We start from the raw sequence: 19,269 nt of genomic DNA, 5'->3' as shown, positions 1-19,269 counted from the left end.
TGCGCGTCGAGGCCGCCGGTTAACCCCGAGTGACCTCGGCGGTGTGCGCGGGGGTGTAGCGCTCGCCCGTCACCTGGTCGCTCAGCGGGGCCAGCGTGGCCAGCGCCTCGGCGTCCAGGGTGAGGTCCAGCGCGGCCGCGTTCTGCTCCAGCCGGGCCGGGCTGCGGGTGCCGGGAATGGCCGCCACCGCCACCCCGAGCCGCTCGGCCTGGGCGTACACCCAGGCCAACGCCACCTGGGCCGGGGTGGCACCCAGCCGGTCGGCCGCCTCGCGCACGGTCCGTGCGATCTTCTCGTTGGCCTTGCCCGCCTCGCCGGCGAAGCGGGGGTTGGTGCGCCGGAAGTCCTTCTCGCCCAGCGTGGAGCGGTCCAGGGTGCCGGTGAGGAACCCACGCCCCAGTGGTGAGTACGGCACCAGCCCGACCCCCAGCTCGGCCATCACCGGGGTGACGGCCTCGACGTCGCGGGTCCACAGCGAGTACTCGCTCTGCACCGCGGTGATCGGGTGCACCGCGTGCGCCCGGCGCAGCAGCTCGCCGTCGACCTCGGACAGGCCCAGATGGCGGACCTTGCCCGCCTCGACCAGCTCGGCCATCGCCCCGACGGTCTCCTCGATCTCCACGTCCTGGGGCGGGCGGTGGGCGTAGTACAGGTCGATCACCTCGACGCCCAGCCGCAGCAGCGAGGCGTCGCAGGAGCGCAGCACGTAGTCCCGGGCACCGCGGATGCGGCGCGTCCGGTCGCCGGCGCTGCGGTCGATGCCGAACTTGGTGGCCAGCTGCACCTGGTCCCGGCGGCCGTGGACGGCCCGGCCCACCAGCACCTCGTTGTGCCCGGTGCCGTAGGCGTCGGCGGTGTCCAGGAACGTGATGCCCAGCTCCAGGGCCCGGTCGATGGTGGCCAGGCCGCCGTCCCAGTCGGCGGCGCCGTAGCTCTCGCTCATGCCCATGCAGCCCAGGCCCATCGCGCTGACGGTGAGACCGGGCGAGCCGAGCGTGGTTCGGGTGATCATGCGCGGATACTCCTCCTGCCCGGCGGACCGGGCGGTGTCAAGAGGGGGAAGAACGCCTCGGACACTAGGACTTGGAGCGCGCTCGAAGTCAAGCCGGTGGGGCGGCCCCCGTCGGCGGGGCGGGTGCGCGGGTGCGGCGGGGCGGGTGCGGCGGTGCGGGTGAGGGGAAAACGGTCCACCGCCGAGCAGAACACCGCGTGCGGCGGGCATCCGTCCTGAGCCGTTCACCACAGCCCTCGCAGACCCTCACCACGGCCACGGCCACGGCCCCGAGCCCCTGACGCCTGAGCCGCCGCACCGTCCCAGCGCCACCGGGGGCCGCCGCTACTCCTCCAGGTGCTTCGGCAGGCCGAAGAGCGGGAACCAGCGCTCCGTGTCCAGGAACGAGGTGATCCCGGCGACCCGGCCGTCCGTGATCTCGATGACCATGAGCGCCCAGGGGTCGAACCCGCCCGACTCGCCCGGGTGGTAGTGGGCGAACGCCGGGGTCCCGTTGGCCACGGTCGGGACGAGCCGTGAGCCGCGGCAGACCGAGCCGACGCCCAGCATCCAGCCCACGATGTCGTCGTGGCCGCGCAGCCACAGGTCGTACGGCGGCATGGACAGCGTGGCGTCCTCGTGGAGGAGAGCGGTCAGCGCCTCCATGTCGTACCCCTCGAAGGCCGCGACATAGCGGGCGAGCAGCTTCTGCTGCTCCTCGTCCAGCGGATCGGCCGCGTCCGTATCGGCGGGCGCGCGCTCGGCGAGTGTCGAACGGGCGCGCTGCAGTGCGCTGTTGACCGAGGCGACCGTGGTTTCGAGCAGCTCGGCGACCTCGCTCGCCTTCCAGGCCAGCACCTCGCGGAGGATCAGCACCGCCCGCTGCTTGGGCGGCAGATGCTGGAGCGCGGCGACGAAGGCGAGCCGGATCGTCTCCCGCTCGACCGCCTTCTCCGCCGGGTCCACCAGGGACGGCAGCACCCGGCCGTCCGGCACCGGCTCCAGCCAGGCCGCCTCGGGCCGGGCGTTGAGCGCCGCTCTGGCCACCGGGGTGGCATCGGACAGGTCCATCGGGCGGGCCCGTCTGTTGCCCGCGGACAGCATGTCCAGGCAGACGTTGGTCGCGATCCGGTAGAGCCAGGAGCGCAGCGACGAGCGGCCCTCGAACCGGTCGAAGCTCCGCCAGGCGCGGACCATCGTGTCCTGCACGGCGTCCTCCGCCTCGAAGGACGAACCGAGCATCCGATAGCAGTAACCGGCGAGCTCTGTCCGGTGTCTCTCCAGACGTGCGTCGAGGTCTGTTGCCGCCAGGTCGCTCATGGGGTGCCCCCTGCTTGTTTCCCGATTCGCACCAGCGATTCCGAAACTACAGGGGCCCACTGACAACGGCATGCGGATCAGCCGCCGACCACCTTTTCGGGGCCAGGCCGCCCGTCAGACGCCGCCCGCCACCGCACGCCGTGCGGCCGCCCGCGCGCTGTGCGACCCGTACAGCGTGATCGCGAGGACGCCGCCCACCGCGAGCAGACCCAGCGCCACCGTGCCCGCCCAGCCATCGGCGTGGAACGCGGCGGCGCCCAGCGCGCCGCCCGCGCTGCTGCCCAGGTAGTACGCGGACTGGTAGAGCGCCGACGCCTGGGCGCGGCCCGTCTTCGCCGTGTGGCTCACCGACGAGGAGGCGACGGCGTGCCCGGCGAAGAAACCGGCGGTGATCAGGACGAGGCCGAGCAGCACCGCCACGATCGTGTCGGCCAGCGAGAGCAGCAGCCCCGCCGCAGTCGTCGACACCGCGAGGTAGAGCGCGCCGCGGCGCCCCAGCCTGCCGACGAGCCGGCCGGCCGTCGCGGAGGAGACCGTACCGACGAGATAGACCAGGAAGACCGAGCCGACCAGCCCCTGCGGCAGGCTGAACGGCGCGCCCACCAGCCGGTAGCCGATCACCGTGTAGACCGCGCCGAACACCGTCATGAACAGCGCGCCGATCGCGTACAGCCTGCGCAGCAGCGGGTCGCCGAGATGGGTGGCGACGGTACGGCCCAGGGCGCGCGGGTCGAGCGGGACCGCGGTGAAGTTCCGGGCGCGGGGGAGCAGCAGCCGGAAGACGACCGCGCAGAGGACCGACAGGACGCCGATCGCGCCCAGCGCCGTACGCCAGCCCGCCGCCTGGGCGACCCAGCCGGCCAGGATCCGGCCGCTCATGCCGCCGATGGAGTTCCCTGCGACGAACAGCCCGATCGCGGCGACCAGTGCCTTGGGCCGCACCTCTTCGGCGAGAAAGGCCATCGCCGACGCCGGGAGCCCGGCGAGCGCGGCCCCCTGCACGGCGCGCAGCACGATCAGCGAGCCCACGTCCGGCACGAAAGGCACCAGCAGGCCGATGGCCACCGCGACCGAGAGGGACGCGGTCATCATGGTGCGCCGCCCGAGCCGCTCGGACAGGGCGCTCAGCGGCAGTACGAACACGGCGAGCCCGCCGGTCGCCGCCGAGACCGTCCAGCTGGCCTGCCCGGCCGTGGCGCCGAGCCCGGAGCTGATCGCGGGCAGCAGGGCCTGGGTCGAGTAGAGGAGGGCGAAGGTCGCCATGCCCGCGGAGAAGAGCGCGAAGCTCATACGGCGGTAGCCGGGGCGGCCCGGTTCGAGCTGCCCGGACGGGGAGGGCGCGGCGGCGGCACTCACGGTGGTGAGTGCCCCGGTACTGGCAGGAGGCATGCTCCGAACGTAGGTCCGGGAGCCTGATGCGTCCAATGCATGAAATGGCCATAATCGTTCCCATGGCGCATCAGCACAGCTCACAGCCGCGGCTGTCATCCAGTAGTCACGAAGAAGACATCCGGCTCCTGCTCGCGCCCCGGCTGGCGTACTTCGAGGCCGTCGCGCGCCACGAACATGTCACCCGGGCCGCGCACGAGCTGTCGGTGCCGCAGTCCACGCTCTCGCGCGCCGTCGTCGGACTCGAAGCGGACCTGGGCGTGGCGCTGTTCGCCCGCAGCGGCCGCTCCGTCTCGCTGACGCCCGCGGGCCGTACCTTCCTGTCGAGCGTGGAGCGTGCGCTCGCCGAGGTCGGCCGGGCCGCGGACTCCGTACGGGCGGACGCCGACCCCGCGTCCGGCCGGATCACCTTCGGCTTCCTGCACACCCTGGGGTCCGAGACGGTGCCCGGACTGATCCGCGCCTTCCGGGCCGACCACCCGGGGGTGCGGTTCCAGCTCGTCCAGAACTACGGCGAGGCGATGATCAAACGGCTGCGCGCCGGGGAGCTCGACCTCTGTCTGACCTCACCGGTGCCCGACGCCCCAGGTCTGGTCGCCCGGCGGCTGGACGAGCAGCGGCTGCGGCTGGTGGTGCCGGACGACCACCGGCTCGCGGGCCGCCGACGGATCAGGCTCGCCGAGGCCGCCGACGAGACCTTCGTGACGCTGGAGCCGGGGTTCGGGCTGCGCAGGATCACCGACGACCTGTGCGCGCAGGCCGGGTTCACCCCGCGGATCGCCTTCGAGGGCGAGGAGGCGGAGACGCTGCGCGGGCTGGTCGCGGCGGGGCTCGGGGTGGCGCTGCTGCCACCGCCCGCGGTGGCCAGACCGGGGGTGGTCGAGCTGGCGGTGACCGCGCCGCGGGCGGTACGGGAGATCGGCGTCGCGTGGCTGGACGGCCACCCGGACACGGCCCCGGTGGCCGCGTTCAAACAGTTCCTGCTGGCGCGCCGGGGGCGGCTGCTGCCGGATTAGCGGTACGGACGCGTACGCGCGTGGTGCGGCCGGCCGGGGGCGGGTTCGGCGCAGTGTGCGGGGCTCAGGAGTGCCGGTGGTACGCCTTGTTGGCGATACGCCAGCCGTCGTCGGCGCGGACCAGCAGGAAGATGTCGGTGAACGTGTCCGGGCCGTGCGAGAGCGTCATGGTCGCGGTGGCGACGGTGCCGTGGACATCGACGGCGTCGATGCGGCGGGAGCGGGCCGGTTCGTCCGGGCCCGGCCGGCCGTCGAAGAGGGCGCAGTACTCGTCCAGGCGCCACGAGACGAACACGCCGTCACGGAGTCCCTCGATGTGGGCCGTGGGAAGAAACGCGGCACGGAAGTGCGCGGGGGCGCCGGTCGCGTGCCCGCGGATGTAGGCGCGCAGCGGTTCGAGCACGGCCTCTTCCACCGCGGGGGCCGTGGCGGCGACGGCGATGTCGGCCTCAGGGGCGACAGGAGCGCAGGCCGGTCCTGCCGCGCTGCGCAGAGGCGTGTCCGACGCGGCGGCCAGCAGAGCCATGTCCTTGGCCAGCGCGCCGACCGTGAATTCGGCCGGCACCGGGGCCGGCCGGCCGGTGAGGAAGGCGCGTTTGCGCGCCACGAGCCCGCCGAGCTGGCCGAGTTCGAGGACATCCAGCACCTGCGCGCGGGGCAGGCCGAGCGCGTCGGCCTGTCGCAGGGAGTCGCGCAGCGCGAGGACAGCGCCGGAGAGGCTGTTGTTGGCGATCAGTTTGAGCGCAGCGGCGGTGGGAGCGTCGTCGACGCGCAGCACGGTGCCCAGCGTGCGCAGAACGGGCCGGGCCAGGTCGAGTGCGTCCTGGTCGGCTGCGGCGAGTATCCGCAGGGCGCCGTCGGCGGCCGCCGGCACAGAGCCGAGCACCGGCGCGTGGACGTAGGACCGGCCGATACGCCGGGCCAGCTCCGAGGCTTCGGCGGGGGCGACGGTGCTGGTGTTCAGCACGATCGTGTCCGTTCGCAGGGAGCCGCGGACGGCTTCGACGACCTGTCGGCAGGCCGGTCCGTCGAACAACGACAGGAGTACGAGACCGGCCTTCGCCACGGCGTCGTTCGGATCGCCGGCCGTCCTGACAGCGCCTGAGACGTGCCCGGAGCGGGTCCAGCCGACGACGTCGTGGCCCTGGGTCGCCAGTCGTGTCGCGATCGCGTCGCCCATGCGTCCCAGGCCGAGTACGGCAACGGTGTGCGGTGTGATCATGAGTGCAAGGTTCACGCACCGCCACAGCTGCGACAAGCGCATATACGGCAGGGCAGCCCTGCGGAGCGCGCATATCCCTTCGCCATACTGACGCCATGGACCTGACTGTCTGGCGGACCTTCGTGACCGTGTGCCGGCTCGGCTCGCTCTCCGCGGCGGCCGCCGAGCTCCACCACACGCAGTCGGCCGTCTCCCGGCAGATCGCCGGGCTCGAGCAGCAGCTGGGCGTGGCCCTGCTGGAGCGGCATGCGCGCGGGGTGCGCCCCACACCGGCCGGTGAGGTGTTCCACCGCCACGCCCTGTCCGTGCTCAGCGAAGCCCACCGCGCCGTCCGCGCCGCGCGGGACATGCGTGACGGAGCCCCCGGACGGCCGCTGGCCGTCGGCGCGACACCCTCGCTCGCGGCGGGAATCGTCCCCGAGGCCATCCGCGCCCTGCTGGAGCGGGCCGGGCCCGTCCGGTGGAGCCTGCTGCCCGGTCCGAGCGCGCGGCTGCACGACCGCGTGACTGCCGGCGACCTCGACATCGCTGTCGTCACCGACGCCCCGCCAGGGCTGCCCCAGGACCCGCGGGTCGACCGCCGGTTCCTCGGGCTGGACGAGATGGTCGTCGCCGTGCCCGTCGGTCATCCGCAGGCCGGGCGCGGCCCGGTACACATGCGGGCGCTGGCCGACCAGATCTGGGTCGAGGACAACGACGGTTCGGAGGCGCTGCTGCGCCGGCAGGCCGCCCGCGCCGGGGTCAGCCCGCGCATCGACCTCGCCGCGGCGGATCTGCTCGGCAAGCTGGCCCTGGTCGCGACGGGTCACGCCATCGCGCTGATACCCGGGGTCCTGGTGTGCGCGCTGCGGGCCGACGTCACCACGGTGGCCCTTGTCGATCCCCCGGCCCGCGGTATCTACACGCTCACGCCACGCCGCGGCCCCCACCCCTCGGCGGCGCCCCTGCGCGACCAGCTCGCGACGGCCTTCGCCCCGGGCGGCCGGGACGACCCCCGGGCCCCTGACCTCCCAGCCTCCCCGCGCCCTGATCGACCGGACAGCTGTGATCCGGGCGGCTGTGGTCCGGACAGCTGTGGTCCTGGCGGCGTCAGCCTGGACAGTCTCAGCCCGGAGGGTCTCAGCCCGGACAGCCTCTAGTGGAGCGTCCTGCCGAACCCCGCCGCCAGCGGCATCCGCAGCCCCAGCGGCGGCGGCGCCGCGAAGGCGTCGGTCAACGGCCGTGCGTACGCGTGCGAGAACAGCGCACCCCGTACGAAGTCCGTGGCCAGCGCCACCACTTCGGACCGGTGCTGACGCAACGAGTGGCCGTCGGAGTGGACTTCGAAACGGCAGGTGTCACGGTTGGTCTTCTTGGCGCGCTCCGCCAGCCGGTAGGAGAGTTCGGGGTCGGAGCGTGCGTCCGTGGTGCCGTGCACGAGGAGGACCTGACGGCCCACCAGCTGCTTGACAGGTTCGGGCTCGGCGGCCACATCGTCGTCCGGCAGCCACGGAGCGACGGCCAGCACCGATGTGACCGCGTGGTGGCCCGCCGCGTGCAGGGCCGCGCGGCCGCCCATGCCGTGGCCCGCCAGGCAGACCGGGACGTCGCCGTACCGCCGCAGCGCCTCGTCCACCGCCCAGGACGCGTCCTCGGCGAGGTGCGCGTCCGTGCCGTTCCAGCCGCGGAAGCGGTAGCGGACCACATGGGCCGCGAGCCCGTCGCCGCGGCCCGCGCGGGCCAGTCTGCGGGCCGGCGGGCGCAGGGACGCGTACGGCAGGGGGGAGGAGCGGCGCGTGGAGACCGGGTCGCCGTCGGGGAGCAGCAGGACCACACCGCTGACCGCGGACTGTGTCCCGCCTGCCCCAACTGCCGGTCCCAGCCTGGCCTCCGGCAGGGCTGGTGCTTGCTGTGCCATAACGGAACAGTCTCAGAAGCAGAGGTGTACTCCACCCTTCCGAACGGTCACTGTTACATATCGACGGGGCACGTTCTACGCGCGTAGGGGCTAAAGTGCGCAGATGACGAGCCAGACCAAGCAATCGCCCACCACGGATCAGATCGGCCGAGCTCCGAAGGTGCTCCTCCACGATCACCTCGACGGGGGCCTGCGCCCCGGCACGATCGTCGAGCTCGCGCACGCCAACGGGTACACGGCCCTTCCCGAGACGGACGCCGACAAGCTCGGCATCTGGTTCCGCGAAGCGGCCGACTCCGGTTCGCTGGAGCGCTATCTGGAGACCTTCGCGCACACCTGTGCCGTCATGCAGACCCGCGAGGCGCTGGTGCGTGTCGCCGCCGAGTGTGCCGAGGACCTGGCCAGGGACGGCGTCGTGTACGCCGAGGTGCGGTACGCCCCCGAGCAGCACCTGGAGGGCGGGCTCACCCTCGAAGAGGTCGTGGAGGCCGTCAACGAGGGTTTCCGCGAGGGTGAGCGGCTGGCCAGGGAGAACGGCGACCGGATCCGGGTCGGCGCCCTGCTCACGGCGATGCGGCACGCGGCCCGCGCCCTGGAGATCGCCGAACTCGCCAACAGCTACCGGGACCTGGGCGTCGTCGGCTTCGACATCGCGGGCGCCGAGGCCGGCTTCCCGCCCACCCGCCACCTGGACGCCTTCGAGTATCTGAAGCGGGAGAACAACCACTTCACCATCCACGCCGGTGAGGCGTTCGGCCTCCCGTCGATCTGGCAGGCGCTCCAGTGGTGCGGCGCCGACCGGCTCGGCCACGGGGTGCGGATCATCGACGACATCGAGGTCGCCGACGACGGCACCGTGAAGCTGGGGCGTCTCGCCTCGTACGTACGGGACAAGCGGATCCCGCTGGAGATGTGCCCCACGTCGAATCTGCAGACCGGCGCCGCCGACTCGTACGCCGGGCACCCCATCGGCCTGCTGCGGAAACTGCACTTCCGTACGACGGTCAACACGGACAACCGGCTGATGTCGGGCACCACCATGAGCCGTGAATTCGCGCACCTGGTCGACGCGTTCGGCTACACGCTCGACGACATGCAGTGGTTCACAGTCAATGCGATGAAATCCTCATTCATTCCTTTCGATGAACGCCTCGCCATGATCAACGACGTCATCAAGCCCGGATACGCGGAACTCAAGGCCGAGTGGCTGTTCCGGCAGACCGCTGTGACCAGTGGTTCCGCGGCCGGGGCGCGCTGAGCGTACCGACGGATCCGCCGTACGGGCGGCCGGGAGCGGCGCTTCCGGCCGCCGCGCCGCGTTTGCGGGGGAGCGGCCCGGCTGGCTACCTTGCGTAGCCGCTCAATCACCTCTCCCCCCGCAAGGACGTTTTCCTGATGAAGCAGTCTGCTGCCAAGACCCTCGGTGCCGCCGTTCTCGGCGCCGCTTTCGCCGCGGCCGCCGCCGGTTCCGCCTCCGCGGCCGTCGCCCCGGTGACGCCGGACGTGACGGGCACGCTGGGTTCGGTCACCAGCACGCTCCCGCTGGACAGCGTGACGTCGAAGATCCCGGCCGGCAAGGGGAACTCGGTGCAGTCCGGGCAGCACGCGACCGGTGGCGCGAAGCGTGCGCTGCAGGGCGGCAGCGGCGCCCAGGGCAACAAGGGCCTGCTCGGCGGGCTGCCGACCGGGACCGTGACGAACGCGGTCAGCGGCATCGGCCACTGAGCACCGGCTGACGGCCATCGGCCGGCCATCGGCCACCGGCCGGGCCTGCCCCCGCACAGCGAAGACGGGGCGCACACCCATCCCCAGGGTGTGCGCCCCGTCCGTCGTGTACGGGTCGGGGGCCGGGCCGTGTACGGGGTCAGGACCGGGCCGTGTCGGATCGGGGACCCGGGCCACCGGCCGCGGTCCGCCGGGCTACCAGGCGGCCGACGGCGACTTCTCGCCCGGCAGCAGGATCCACAGCGCCAGATACAGCAGGAACTGCGGACCGGGCAGCAGACAGGAGACGACGAAGATCACGCGCATGGTGGTCGCAGAGGTGCCGAAGCGCCGAGCCAGCGCTGCGCACACTCCGCCGAGGACGCGGCCTTCACGGGGGCGGGCAAGTGCGGACATGTGGGGCTCCTTCGCGAGGCGTCACGGGAGCGGCTCTGTCGCGCTCCCTGTATATCCATCATGACGCGCCGTGGCGGAACGGAGCATCGCTCTACGGGGCTACCCCGACCCTGGGAATCGTCGGGGTAGGACCCTGGGGGACGTCCTCCCGGAGGACGGCGGCCCGCTCCGCGCGCTCCACCCCCCTGCGCCGCAGCCGGTGCCGCACGGCAGGCACCACGAGCACGTGCGCCAGCGCCACCCCCACTGTGTTCAGCAGCAGCGAGTCGACATCGACCACCTGGCCCGGCACTCCGGTCTGCAGCAGTTCGATGGCCAGCGAGATCAGCGCGCCCGCCGCGACCGTGCGGGCCAGCGAGGCCCAGGGCGACACCCGGGGCCGGCCGCCGGCCAGCGGCAGCAGCACACCCAGCGGGGCGAGCAGCAGCAGCGCCTCACCGATCCGGCGGGTGGCCTCCACGGCGCCCAGAGCCAGATCCGCTCGGATCCCGGCGAACGGCGTGAAGTTCGAAGCGGTCACCCACATCACGTCCAGCGGGCGCAGGGTCAGCCAGCCGACAATCAGGAGATGCGCGGCGAGGAGGACAACCCCCACGACGCGAAAACGGATGACGGAGTGACCGCCCGTACCTTGACGCACATCCCCCAAGACGCGGTTACCGGTGGGATCGGTTCCGCCGACTTTGTCACCGTGCCGTCACCGAATCCCCACGGGGTCCGCACGACCGCCCCGGGCCGGGCCCCGGAGCGACAGCACAGCACAGCACGGCCAGCAGGCAAGCACGGCACGGCCTCGCCCTAGGGCAAGCACGGCACGGCCTCGCCCGAAGGCGGGCACAGCACGGCCCGGCGCGATGGCAAGCGCACCACGGCCTAACGTCGTACGTCCCCCAGCTCCGGGTCCGCGTCCGGGCGGGTCTTCAGCTGCTGGGTGCAGGAGTACGCACGCGGCGGGTCCCCGTCCGGGCCGCCGAGCACCACCGAGCCGTCCGTCTCCGCCGCCGCGCTCTCCGCGTACGTACAGACGATCTGGGCCAGCGCGTTGGCCGGCAGGTCCGCCGGGTCGCGGCTCAGCCGCAGCGCACCGGCGGGGTCGCTCTTGCGCCCGGCGCTCACGGAGAGGGAGCCCTGCACATCGGTGCTGAACCCGGCCTCCCGCTCGGACGCGCCGGGCTTCTCCCGCAGCTCGTCGAGGAGCTTCTCCGCGACCCGCTCGCCGTCCGACAGCGTGCGGCCCTCGGCTATCTGCACCGTACGGTCGACGGGCACGAGGCGGCTCCCGCAGACCAGGTAGACGCGGACCGGGATGCCCTGGAACCCTTCGCCACCGCCGTCGTCGGCCGGGAGGTCGCACGGCACCCGCGACGGCGCCGCGCCTGCGTCCACCGGTACGGAGGTGTTCCGGATGCCGCACCCGGCCGTCAGGGCGCACAGCGCGGCCAGGCCCGTCAGGACCACCGCGGCTCTCGACCGCCGGGCCCTCACGACGCGCCGCCTTCCTGGCCGTCCCGGTCCGGGTCTGCCGGGTCCACCGGGTCGCGCGGCAGCCGCAGCTCGAACACGGCGCCGCCGTCGGCCGCGTTCGCCGCGGTGATGTCGCCGCCGTGGATGTGCGCGTTCTCCATCGCGATGGAGAGGCCCAGCCCGCTGCCCTCGGAGCGGGGCCGGGACGCGCTCGCCTTGTAGAAGCGGTCGAAGACGTGCGGGAGTACGTCCTCGGGGATGCCGGGGCCGTGGTCCTGCACCGCGATGACCAGATCCCCGCCGTCGATCCGCACGGCGACCCTGACCGGTGAACCGCCGTGCTTCAGCGCGTTGCCGATCAGGTTCGCCAGGATCACGTCGAGGCGGCGCGGGTCGAGGCGCACCATGATGCCGCGGTCCGCGTCCAGCTCCACCGCGTCGAGCCAGGCACGGGCGTCGATGCAGGCGGTGATCTGGTCGGCGATGTCCACATCGTCGAGCACCAGCCTGGCCGTCCCCGCGTCGAAGCGGGTGACCTCCATCAAGTTCTCCACCAGCGTGTTCAGCCTGCGGGTCTCGCTCACCACCAGCTGGACCGCGGGCGCGATCATCGGATCGAGGCTGTCCGCCTCCTCCTCCAGGACCTCCGAGACGGCGGTGATCGCGGTCAGCGGCGTCCGCAGCTCGTGCGACATGTCGGCGACGAAGCGGCGGCTGGCCTCCTCCCGCTCGCTCATGTTGCTGACCTTCTCCTCCAGCGCCGCGGCCGTCTTGTTGAACGTCCTGGACAGCTCGGCCAGCTCGTCGGTGCCCGAGACCCTGAGCCGGGTGTCGAGCTTGCCCTCACCGAGCCGCCGGGCCGCGTCCCCGAGCCGCTGCACGGGCCGCAGCACCGTCGTCGCCGCGGCCTGCGCGAGCAGCGCCGAGCCGATCAGCGCCAGCGCGGTGGCGATGGCCAGCGACCAGCCGAGCGAGCTGAGGTCCTGCCGCTCCTGGTCCAGCGAGGTGAGCATGTAACCGGTGGGCCCGCCGCCGGTGACCTTCGTACCGCCCACCAGATACGGCGTCCCGTGCAGCGTGACGCGCTGCCAGAAGAGGTGGTACGCCGAGTGCTCGTCCGAGCCGACCTTCTGCTGCTTGGCCACCGCCTCCTGGAGTCTGCGGGGCACATCGGTGAGCGTGAAGGCGTCCAGGTCGGAGTAGCCGATGACGGGCTTGCCCTTGGCGCGCTCGCCGACGAGCAGCACGTCGTAACCGGGGTTGCTGGACGCGGCCATCCGCCCCGCAGCCGTCTGCAGTTCGCTCTGCGTGGGCTGCAGCGGCAGCGAGGACGCCCGGTTCTGCATCTCCTGGCGGAAGTCCTTGAGCGCGGAGTCCTGCGTACGGGTCAGTACCGCCTCGCGGTTGAGCCAGTACGCGATGCCGGACGCGGAGACGGCGGCCGTGAGCGCGACCAGGGCGAAGACGACGACGAGGCGCAGCCGCAGGCTGGTGAGGCGCAGCCCGTGGAAGGACGGACGAGTCACTGAGGCGTGTCCAGCCGGTAGCCGACACCGCGGACCGTGCGGATCAGGGTCGGCGAGGACGGCACGTCCTCCACCTTCGCGCGCAGCCGCTGCACGCAGGCGTCGACGAGACGCGAGTCACCGAGGTAGTCGTGCTCCCAGACCAGCCGCAGCAGCTGCTGGCGGGAGAGCGCCTGTCCCGGCCTGCGGCTCAGTTCGAGCAGCAGGCGCAGCTCGGTCGGGGTGAGCTGGAGGTCTTCGCCGTTCTTCGTCACGGTCATCGCCGAACGGTCGATGACCAGGCTCCCGAAGGCGGCGGAGTCGGTGGACTCCCGTTCCCCGCGGCGCAGCACGGCGCGGATACGGGCGTCGAGCACCCGCCCCTGCACCGGCTTGACCACGTAGTCGTCGGCGCCGGACTCCAGCCCGACCACCACATCGATGTCGTCGTTGCGCGCGGTCAGCAGGATGATCGGCAGCTGGTCGGTGCGTCTGATCCGCCGGCACACCTCAAAACCGTCGATTCCGGGCAGCATCACATCCAGCACGATCAGATCGGGCCGCTGTTCGCGCAGCAGCTGAAGACCGTCCTCGCCGGTGGCGGCTGTGGCCACCTGGTGCCCCTGGCGTGACAGAGACAGCTCAAGAGCCGTACGGATGGCGTCGTCGTCCTCGATCAGCAACAGGAAAGGCACGGAGGTCATTCTGGCCCATGGGACAGGGGAGTTCGACCTCTGGAGCGGTTACGGGCCACCTTGTGACTCTGCGTGGAGGTGACCGTCACCGCCCGCCAGTCACCAGCGGAGGCCGCCCCGGAGGGCGCTGCCGGCCCCGCGCCGAGCCCCGTGGCGCCGCCTCTGTGACCTCTGCTGTCACTCAGGTCACGTCCTGCCCCGCCCCTTGTGACGCGCCTGTGACAGTCGGCAGACAACCCCATGAAACTGCGCAGGCAAGCTCTTCATCAACAGACCGAAGCACGACTCCACGGCGGGGGGCGCGAGATGAACACACTGCACAGCAACAACTCCGGCGCAGTAATCACGCGGCTCCACGACGTGGTGACCGCACGCAACATCGAGAAGTCCGGTGCCGCGGGAGGGCGGGGGTGCTCTCGTGGCACCGGGCGTCAGCACCCGTCGTACATGACGGTCGTTGACGCACCGGCGGCGGTCGCGAAGCCGGTCGTGCCGAGCCAGGCGGTGGCGCACGGGGAGACCTCGGGGGAACGGCCCTCCGCGTCGGAGGCGGAGTTCACCGCCTACGTACAGGAGCGCCGCGCCTCCCTGTACGCCACCGCCTACCACCTGACCGGTGACCGTTTCGAGGCCGAGGACCTGCTGCAGAGCGCGCTCTTCTCGACGTACCGGGCCTGGGACCGGATCAGCGACAAGGCGGCGGTCGGCGGGTATCTGCGCCGCACCATGACCAATCTGCACATCAGCGCCTGGCGCCGGCGCAAGCTCAGCGAGTACCCGACCGAGCAGCTCCCGGAGACGGTGGGCGACACGGACGCGATGCGCGGCACCGAGCTGCGCGCGGTGCTCTGGCAGGCGCTGGCCCGGCTGCCCGAGACGCAGCGCACGATGCTGGTGCTGCGGTACTACGAGGGTCGTACGGATCCGGAGATCGCGGACATCCTCGACATCAGTGTCGGCACGGTGAAGTCCAGCATCTGGCGCTCCCTGCGCCGGCTGCGCGAGGACGACGTCCTCAGCTTCGGCCGTGACGAGCAGGAGTCCTTCGGCGAGCTTGTCGCCTGAGGGACCGGGGGGAGGGGCCGCCGTTTCGGGGGAGACGGCGGGGTGCCCACGGGGGTGGGGGCACGGGGGAACAGGGGGAACAAGGGGGAGAGCACGGGGGAGACGGAAGAGGGCCGGACAGGCCGGGGGGGCCTGTCCGGCCCTCTTCCTGTGCCGACGCTTCTTCCTGTGCCGACGGCTGTGCCTGCGCCTTTGCCTGCGCCTGCGCTCGCGGCGGTGTGACGACAGGCCCTAGATCTGGTCGAGGAGCTTCTTGATGAAGACGCGGGCGTCCTGCGGCGGGTCAGCCTCGGTGACCAGGCGGTCCATGATCAGCGAGTACTGGTCGATCTCCTCCTGCTTGTCCAGGTAGACCGCGCCGGTCAGCTGCTCCAGATAGACCTTGTCCGGCAGGTCGGGCTCGTTGAACCGCAGGATCGTGATGGGCGTGCCGGCCGCGGCCATCGCGCCCACGCTGAACGGGGCGATCTGCAGCGTGACATTGGGCAGTTCGGCTGCTTCGAGGAGGTATTCGAGCTGCCCGCGCATCACATCGGCCCCGCCGAAGGGGCGGCGCAGGACGGCCTCGTCCACGACCGCCCACAGGGTGGGCGCCTCCGGGCGGGTGAGCAGCTTCTGGCGCTCCATGCGGAGGTCGACCAGGCGGTTCACCCTGGAATCGGGGGCGCTCGGGTATCCGAGGCGGGTGACGACCCGGGCGTAATCGGGTGTCTGGAGCAGCCCGGGGAGGAACTGGACCTCGTACGTGCGGATGAGCGACGCGGCCTCTTCCAGGCCGACGTGCAGCTCGAACCAGCTCTCCAGGACGTCGTTGTACCGGTGCCACCATCCCGGCAGATTGGCCTGCCGGGTCATCTCCAGGTAGTCGGCCCGGGAGTCCTCGTCCAGTACGCGGTAGAGGGTCAGCAGGTCGATGACATCGCGCTGTTTGAATCCGACCTGGCCGCGTTCGAGCCGGGTGATCTTGGCGTCGGAGGCCCGGATCGCCCTGCCCGCGTCCACGCGTGAGACATCGCGGTCCTGCCTGAGGCGGCGCAGCCGCGCCCCCAGCAGGATGCGCAGGGCCGTCGGCCCGATGTGCTCGGTGCCCAGGTACCGCCTTATCGAAAGCTGTTCACTGCTCGGCCGCTGTATGGCGGTCATGCCAACTCCCGTAAGGCGACTGGACGGACACGAAGAGTTCCCAGTGTTCCATCCGACCCCGGGTCGCGTACAGCAGGATGGTTCCTGCCGCCACCGAGGGCCTCAGGTGGACAGTGCGTCGAACTCGCCGTCCTTGGCCCCGGCGAGGAACGCGGCGATCTCCGCACGCGTGTAGACCAGCGCGGGGCCCTGCGGATGGCGGGAGTTGCGCAGCGCGATGCTGCCGTCGGGGAGTGCGGCGACCTCTACGCAGTTGCCCCCGGGGGCGCTGTGTCGACTCTTCGTCCAGTTTGCATTTTTGATCAGGTCGGACCGTGTTCCGTTCTCGATCTGTCCCATCTTGACCGCTCCTCGTCGTGGTGCGCATGTCTGACCAGGCATCATGCATATGCAATTGCAGCTGCACTTGCCGGAGCAATTGCGTCAGCCGGAACTGTAATTGCAGATGCAGTTGCGACACCATCCCTCGGAGGGGGATAGTGGTCGCCGATCACCCGCTCGTGACGTCTGGCTGCTCCTCGGAGATCGCGATGACATCCCGCTCGACCGGACCAACAGGTGCCTTACCTGGGCCGACTGTCCACCGACTGCTCGGCCGTGCGTTGCGCGACGCCTTCCGGCACGAGGAGACGGATGCCGCTTCCGTCGGCTTCACGGCCTGCGCGCTGCCGGCCGGCGGTCAGGCGGTCGGTGAGGGGCGCCGGTTCACCGGATCGCTGCTCCACGACTGGTCGTTGAGCCCACTCGTCGACAACGCGGCGCTGATCGTCTCCGAACTCCTCAGCAACGCCCTGCGGTACGGCATCGGGGCCCTGCCGGCCTGGTCGGGACCCGGGCAGGCGGTCTGGCTCGGGATGCTGCGGCGGCGCGGGACCGTACTGTTCGCGGTCTGCGACCCCAGCACGGCGGTCCCGCGGATCAAGGAACCGGACTTCCTCGCCCAGTCGGGCCGCGGCCTGCACATCATCGACTGCCTCAGTGAGACCTGGGGCTGGACGACGCCCGACGGCGACGGGAAGGCCGTCTGGGCCGCGGTCTCGTGCCCGGCCGCACCGGGTGTCCCGGACAGTTCACGGTCCGTCGCAGGGGCGGTGGCCGACCCATGGCCGGTATCCGCCGTCGGCTCGGCCGCCGTGCCGCGAACCGTCTAGGGTCGGGCGGGAGCCGGCCTCAGGGGCAGCCCGGCTGCACAGCACGGAAGCGGGATCTGATGGGCCGGGACCTGATGGGCGGTATGCCGGAGCGGCCGGCGCAGGCGGATGCGCGGGCCCCGCTCGACCTGAGGACCGACCGGCCGCACGCCGCGCGGGTCTACGACGTACTGCTGGGTGGGAAGACCAACTACGCGGCGGACCGCGCCATGGCCGAACAGGTCCTCGTGAACCTGCCGTCGGCCCGCTCGGCAGCGCTGGCCAACCGGTCGTTCATCCACCGGGCGACGCGGTATCTGGCGGCGGAGGCCGGCGTCCGGCAGTTCCTCGACATCGGCACCGGGATACCGACATCGCCCAATCTGCACGAGGTCGCGCAGGGCGTGGCCCCGGACAGCCGGGTGGTGTACGTGGACAACGACCCGATCGTGCTGGCCCATTCACGTGCGCTGCACATCGGCCATCCTTCGGGCCGCACCGCGTACATGGACGCCGACGCGGCCGACCCGGAGGCCATTCTCGCTTCCGGCGTGCTGCACGAGACGCTGGACCTCGGCCGGCCGGTGGCACTGAGCATGTGTCTGCTGCTGCACTGGCTGCCGCTGGACTCCGACCCGTACGCGGTGGTGCGGCGGCTGATGGAGGAACTGCCGCCGGGGAGCCACCTGGTGATCACCCATCTCGCCCGCGACCTCGACCAGGCGGGCGCAGGCGGCCTGGAGTCCGACTTCAAGGCGTCGGGCTCGCAGCTCAAGGCCCGCACCAAGGACGAGGTGGCGCGCTTCTTCGACGGCCTGACACTGCTCGCCCCGGGCATCGTGCCACCGCACCGCTGGCGTCCGGGGCGGCTGGTGGCGGTCGGAGGCGCGGCGGGTGACGGGGACGCGGCGGACGAGGGGGCCGATGCGCCTGGGCCGGGCGATGCGGGTGATGCGGCCGATGCGGCCGATGCGGCTGATACCCCGGAGTCGCGCGAGTCGGGCGAGGAGTTCACCGCCCCGGTCTGGGCGGGCGTCGCGGTCAAGGGCGGCTGAGACGCCGGATCGGCCTGGGACTGACGGAGTACCCGGGCACCACGCCGAGCTGCGTGGCCGCCGAGACGCCGGCGCGGCACTTCAGCCTGGTGGTGCCACGCCCAGGATGAGCAGGCACTGCTCGACGGGCCGCCGTGGCGGCAGGATCGGTGCCATGAACAGCAACAGCGCGCAGATGAAGGCAGTGACCATCCCCGAGTTCGGCGAAGCCGAGGTGCTCCGCGTCGCCACCGTGCCGGTTCCCGAACCCGGGCCCGGCCAGGTCGCCATCGATGTGGCGTACGCGGGCGCCAACTTCGCCGAGATCCTCTACCGGCGGGGCGTCGTCGACGTGCCGCTTCCCTTCGTGCCCGGTATCGAGGTGGCGGGGCGGATCCGGGCCGTCGGCGAGGGGGTCGAGGGCCTGCGCGTCGGGCAGCCGGTGGCTGCACTCACGATCGTCGACAGCGGTGGCTATGCCGAGGTGGTGCTCACCTCCGCGAGCCTGGTCGCACCGCTGGACGGCCTCGGTTCCGGGCCCGGCGTCGGTCTGGGCGTCGCCGCGGCGCTGCCGTCCAACAGCACTGCGGCGTTCCTCGTGCTCGACCGGGTGGCCCGCATCGAGCCCGGCGAGAGCGTTCTGGTCCACGCGGCGGCGGGCGGCGTGGGAAGCCAGCTCGGCCAGGCCGCTCACCTGCTGGGTGCGGGGCGGGTGGTCGGAACCGTCGGCAGCGAAGCCAAGATCGACATCGCCAAGGGCTTCGGCTACGACGAGGTGATCCTGCGCGAAGAGGCCGCCGACGCGGGTGAGTTCGACGTCGTGGTCGACATGGTCGGCGGTCCCACCCGCCGCGCCTCCCTCGACCTGCTCTCCCCGATGGGGCGCCTGGTGGTGATGGGCAACGCCTCAGGCGCCGAGGACATCGGCATCCCGGCCAACGAACTGTGGTTCACCAACAAGACCGTCTCGGGCTTCAACCTGGCCGCCTTCTCCGCCGCCTTCCCGGAGGAGACAGGCAAGGCGCTGCGCCGCGCGGTGGCCGCGGCGGCGGCCGGGGAGCTGCGGGTGCAGGTCGAGACGCTGCCGCTCGATCAGGCCGCCGATGCGCACCGCCGCATCGAGTCCGGCACGACCACGGGCAAGCTGGTGCTTGAGGTCGCGGCTTGACAGCCGGTGTTCGCGACGCGCGCCGCCCGCGTGGTCTGAACGCGCTGTGGCTCACACCAACTCTGGTCTGATGTAGGCAGGTTGATGGTCCCGTGGCGCGGTAGGGCCG

General features: G+C 71.9%; 20 protein-coding genes. 8 read left to right on the top strand and 12 right to left on the bottom strand.

Going from position 1 to position 19,269, the window contains the following annotated elements; genetic code table 11:
* Positions 1–19: 19 nt before the first annotated feature.
* The 3 genes from G3I19_RS01110 to G3I19_RS01100 all read right to left on the bottom strand — a co-directional run bounded on the left by G3I19_RS01110 (position 20) and on the right by G3I19_RS01100 (position 3,700).
* On the bottom strand, positions 20–1,012 hold the full coding sequence (locus G3I19_RS01110; protein ID WP_164258433.1) for an aldo/keto reductase: 993 nt from the start codon (positions 1,010–1,012) through the stop codon (positions 20–22).
* Positions 1,013–1,336: 324 nt separating this feature from the next.
* Positions 1,337–2,350 carry a sigma-70 family RNA polymerase sigma factor gene (locus tag G3I19_RS01105; RefSeq protein WP_343234950.1) on the bottom strand — a complete coding sequence of 338 codons (1,014 nt, stop codon included), beginning with the start codon at positions 2,348–2,350 and terminating at the stop codon, positions 1,337–1,339.
* A gap of 75 nt (positions 2,351–2,425) precedes the next feature.
* Positions 2,426–3,700 (bottom strand): MFS transporter, encoded by a 1,275-nt coding sequence (locus tag G3I19_RS01100; RefSeq protein ID WP_164258429.1) that lies wholly within the window; start codon positions 3,698–3,700, stop codon positions 2,426–2,428.
* Between the two features lie 62 nt (positions 3,701–3,762).
* On the opposite strand from G3I19_RS01100, the gene G3I19_RS01095 reads away from it, so the two are divergent.
* Positions 3,763–4,716 carry a LysR family transcriptional regulator gene (locus tag G3I19_RS01095; protein ID WP_164258427.1) on the top strand — a complete coding sequence of 318 codons (954 nt, stop codon included), beginning with the start codon at positions 3,763–3,765 and terminating at the stop codon, positions 4,714–4,716.
* 64 nt (positions 4,717–4,780) lie between these two features.
* Here the strand turns inward: G3I19_RS01095 and G3I19_RS01090 are convergent, their stop codons facing one another.
* Positions 4,781–5,938 carry a nuclear transport factor 2 family protein gene (locus tag G3I19_RS01090; RefSeq protein ID WP_164258425.1) on the bottom strand — a complete coding sequence of 386 codons (1,158 nt, stop codon included), beginning with the start codon at positions 5,936–5,938 and terminating at the stop codon, positions 4,781–4,783.
* 95 nt (positions 5,939–6,033) lie between these two features.
* On the opposite strand from G3I19_RS01090, the gene G3I19_RS01085 reads away from it, so the two are divergent.
* Positions 6,034–7,077: a LysR family transcriptional regulator gene (locus G3I19_RS01085; RefSeq protein ID WP_164258424.1), complete on the top strand. Its 1,044-nt coding sequence runs from the start codon at positions 6,034–6,036 to the stop codon at positions 7,075–7,077.
* Here the strand turns inward: G3I19_RS01085 and G3I19_RS01080 are convergent.
* Positions 7,074–7,835 (bottom strand): alpha/beta hydrolase, encoded by a 762-nt coding sequence (locus tag G3I19_RS01080; RefSeq protein ID WP_164258422.1) that lies wholly within the window; start codon positions 7,833–7,835, stop codon positions 7,074–7,076. The two genes, G3I19_RS01085 and G3I19_RS01080, sit on opposite strands and share 4 nt — an antisense overlap.
* Before the next feature lie 103 nt (positions 7,836–7,938).
* On the opposite strand from G3I19_RS01080, the gene G3I19_RS01075 reads away from it, so the two are divergent.
* Positions 7,939–9,093 carry an adenosine deaminase gene (locus G3I19_RS01075; RefSeq protein ID WP_164258420.1) on the top strand — a complete coding sequence of 385 codons (1,155 nt, stop codon included), beginning with the start codon at positions 7,939–7,941 and terminating at the stop codon, positions 9,091–9,093.
* A 137-nt stretch (positions 9,094–9,230) separates the two neighbouring features.
* A complete protein-coding gene (locus G3I19_RS01070) occupies positions 9,231–9,560 on the top strand; it encodes an ATP-binding protein (protein WP_164258418.1) in 330 nt (109 codons plus the stop codon).
* A 195-nt stretch (positions 9,561–9,755) separates the two neighbouring features.
* On the opposite strand, the gene G3I19_RS01065 is transcribed toward G3I19_RS01070, so the two are convergent.
* The 5 genes from G3I19_RS01065 to afsQ1 all read right to left on the bottom strand — a co-directional run bounded on the left by G3I19_RS01065 (position 9,756) and on the right by afsQ1 (position 13,620).
* Entirely contained in the window at positions 9,756–9,956 is a 201-nt protein-coding gene (locus tag G3I19_RS01065; protein WP_164258416.1) for a PspC domain-containing protein, read from the bottom strand.
* A gap of 91 nt (positions 9,957–10,047) precedes the next feature.
* Complete coding sequence (locus G3I19_RS01060) at positions 10,048–10,596, bottom strand: VanZ family protein (RefSeq protein ID WP_164258415.1); 549 nt, start codon at positions 10,594–10,596, stop codon at positions 10,048–10,050.
* A 233-nt stretch (positions 10,597–10,829) separates the two neighbouring features.
* Positions 10,830–11,441, bottom strand: a complete 612-nt coding sequence (locus G3I19_RS01055; protein WP_164258413.1) for a hypothetical protein — start codon at positions 11,439–11,441, stop codon at positions 10,830–10,832.
* The gene (locus G3I19_RS01050; RefSeq protein ID WP_164258411.1) at positions 11,438–12,946 is read right to left on the bottom strand and encodes a HAMP domain-containing sensor histidine kinase; all 1,509 of its coding nucleotides are present in this window, start codon (positions 12,944–12,946) and stop codon (positions 11,438–11,440) included. Before G3I19_RS01050 ends, G3I19_RS01055 begins: the two co-directional genes overlap by 4 nt.
* Positions 12,943–13,620, bottom strand: coding sequence for a two-component system response regulator AfsQ1 (gene afsQ1, locus G3I19_RS01045; RefSeq protein WP_343234946.1), 678 nt, complete (start codon positions 13,618–13,620; stop codon positions 12,943–12,945). Before afsQ1 ends, G3I19_RS01050 begins: the two co-directional genes overlap by 4 nt.
* A gap of 306 nt (positions 13,621–13,926) precedes the next feature.
* Here afsQ1 and G3I19_RS01040 point away from each other — a divergent pair, with 306 nt between their 5' ends.
* Positions 13,927–14,685 carry a SigE family RNA polymerase sigma factor gene (locus G3I19_RS01040; RefSeq protein WP_164258408.1) on the top strand — a complete coding sequence of 253 codons (759 nt, stop codon included), beginning with the start codon at positions 13,927–13,929 and terminating at the stop codon, positions 14,683–14,685.
* A 231-nt stretch (positions 14,686–14,916) separates the two neighbouring features.
* Here G3I19_RS01040 and G3I19_RS01035 read toward each other — a convergent pair whose 3' ends face one another.
* Together G3I19_RS01035 and G3I19_RS01030 are read right to left on the bottom strand one after the other, a co-directional pair.
* A complete protein-coding gene (locus G3I19_RS01035; RefSeq protein WP_164258406.1) occupies positions 14,917–15,828 on the bottom strand; it encodes a DUF5753 domain-containing protein in 912 nt (303 codons plus the stop codon).
* A gap of 102 nt (positions 15,829–15,930) precedes the next feature.
* Positions 15,931–16,167: a DUF397 domain-containing protein gene (locus G3I19_RS01030; protein WP_164258404.1), complete on the bottom strand. Its 237-nt coding sequence runs from the start codon at positions 16,165–16,167 to the stop codon at positions 15,931–15,933.
* 191 nt (positions 16,168–16,358) lie between these two features.
* Between G3I19_RS01030 and G3I19_RS01025 the strand changes: the two genes are divergently transcribed.
* The 3 genes from G3I19_RS01025 to G3I19_RS01015 all read left to right on the top strand — a co-directional run bounded on the left by G3I19_RS01025 (position 16,359) and on the right by G3I19_RS01015 (position 19,160).
* Positions 16,359–16,979: an ATP-binding protein gene (locus G3I19_RS01025; protein ID WP_164258402.1), complete on the top strand. Its 621-nt coding sequence runs from the start codon at positions 16,359–16,361 to the stop codon at positions 16,977–16,979.
* Between the two features lie 59 nt (positions 16,980–17,038).
* Positions 17,039–18,013: an SAM-dependent methyltransferase gene (locus G3I19_RS01020; protein ID WP_239073881.1), complete on the top strand. Its 975-nt coding sequence runs from the start codon at positions 17,039–17,041 to the stop codon at positions 18,011–18,013.
* Positions 18,014–18,167: 154 nt separating this feature from the next.
* On the top strand, positions 18,168–19,160 hold the full coding sequence (locus G3I19_RS01015) for a zinc-binding dehydrogenase (protein WP_164258399.1): 993 nt from the start codon (positions 18,168–18,170) through the stop codon (positions 19,158–19,160).
* Positions 19,161–19,269: the final 109 nt, after the last annotated feature.

Origin of the sequence: Streptomyces sp. SID10853 (assembly GCF_010548145.1) — a bacterium.
Taxonomy (GTDB): domain Bacteria; phylum Actinomycetota; class Actinomycetes; order Streptomycetales; family Streptomycetaceae; genus Streptomyces.
This window is presented reverse-complemented; position numbering and strand designations above follow the sequence as displayed.